The organism is Kordia jejudonensis, from assembly GCF_001005315.1.
Classification (GTDB): domain Bacteria; phylum Bacteroidota; class Bacteroidia; order Flavobacteriales; family Flavobacteriaceae; genus Kordia; species Kordia jejudonensis.
Genome location: NZ_LBMG01000189.1, coordinates 1 through 550 on the forward strand (window position 1 = coordinate 1; position 550 = coordinate 550).

Genomic DNA, 550 nt, shown 5'->3' on the forward strand with positions numbered 1-550 from the left:
TAGTTCTAGAAGAATAGTATTAACTATTTCGATATCAATAGCGGGTTGAACTTCATCCTTTTTGGGTGTTTCTTCAGTGGTTTGTCGGTGTTTTTCTAGTAATTTCAAAATCTTTTCCAGTCGTTTATCGCCTCTTTTATTCAAAAAACACAGCAATCCAAATAAGAATACTAACAATGCAATACAACCTATAATGATATACATGCGCGTTTCAAAAGCCTGTTGCTTTTGTAGCAATTCCTCCATGGTTTGTTGAACTTCTATTCTTTTCAGTGTACTTGCATAGCCATAATTTGGTATGAAACCATAAGCCATTAATGTGATGATATATGTATTTTTCATTGTTTACTTAGTTAAAAAAAATTCAACGGTTACTGTATGCAATTCATAATTTAGAATTCATCATTCTGAATTATCTTTAAGTTCCTTTTCAATTTCGTTGTCTACTTTATTTTTCAGTTTCTGTTTCTGTTTTGGTTTCTGTTTTAGTTTTAGTAGCATTCGTATAAATATGATCATGACAATCACGATCAGTATTGACTCTACAATG

The 550-nt window shown here is 30.7% G+C and carries 1 protein-coding gene; it reads right to left on the reverse strand.

Features of this window, described 5'->3' with window-relative positions; all coding sequences use genetic code 11:
* Positions 1–342, reverse strand: a 342-nt coding sequence (locus AA089_RS23265) for a hypothetical protein (protein ID WP_156169312.1), incomplete at its 3' end; no start/stop codon positions are given.
* Positions 343–550 lie beyond the last annotated feature (208 nt).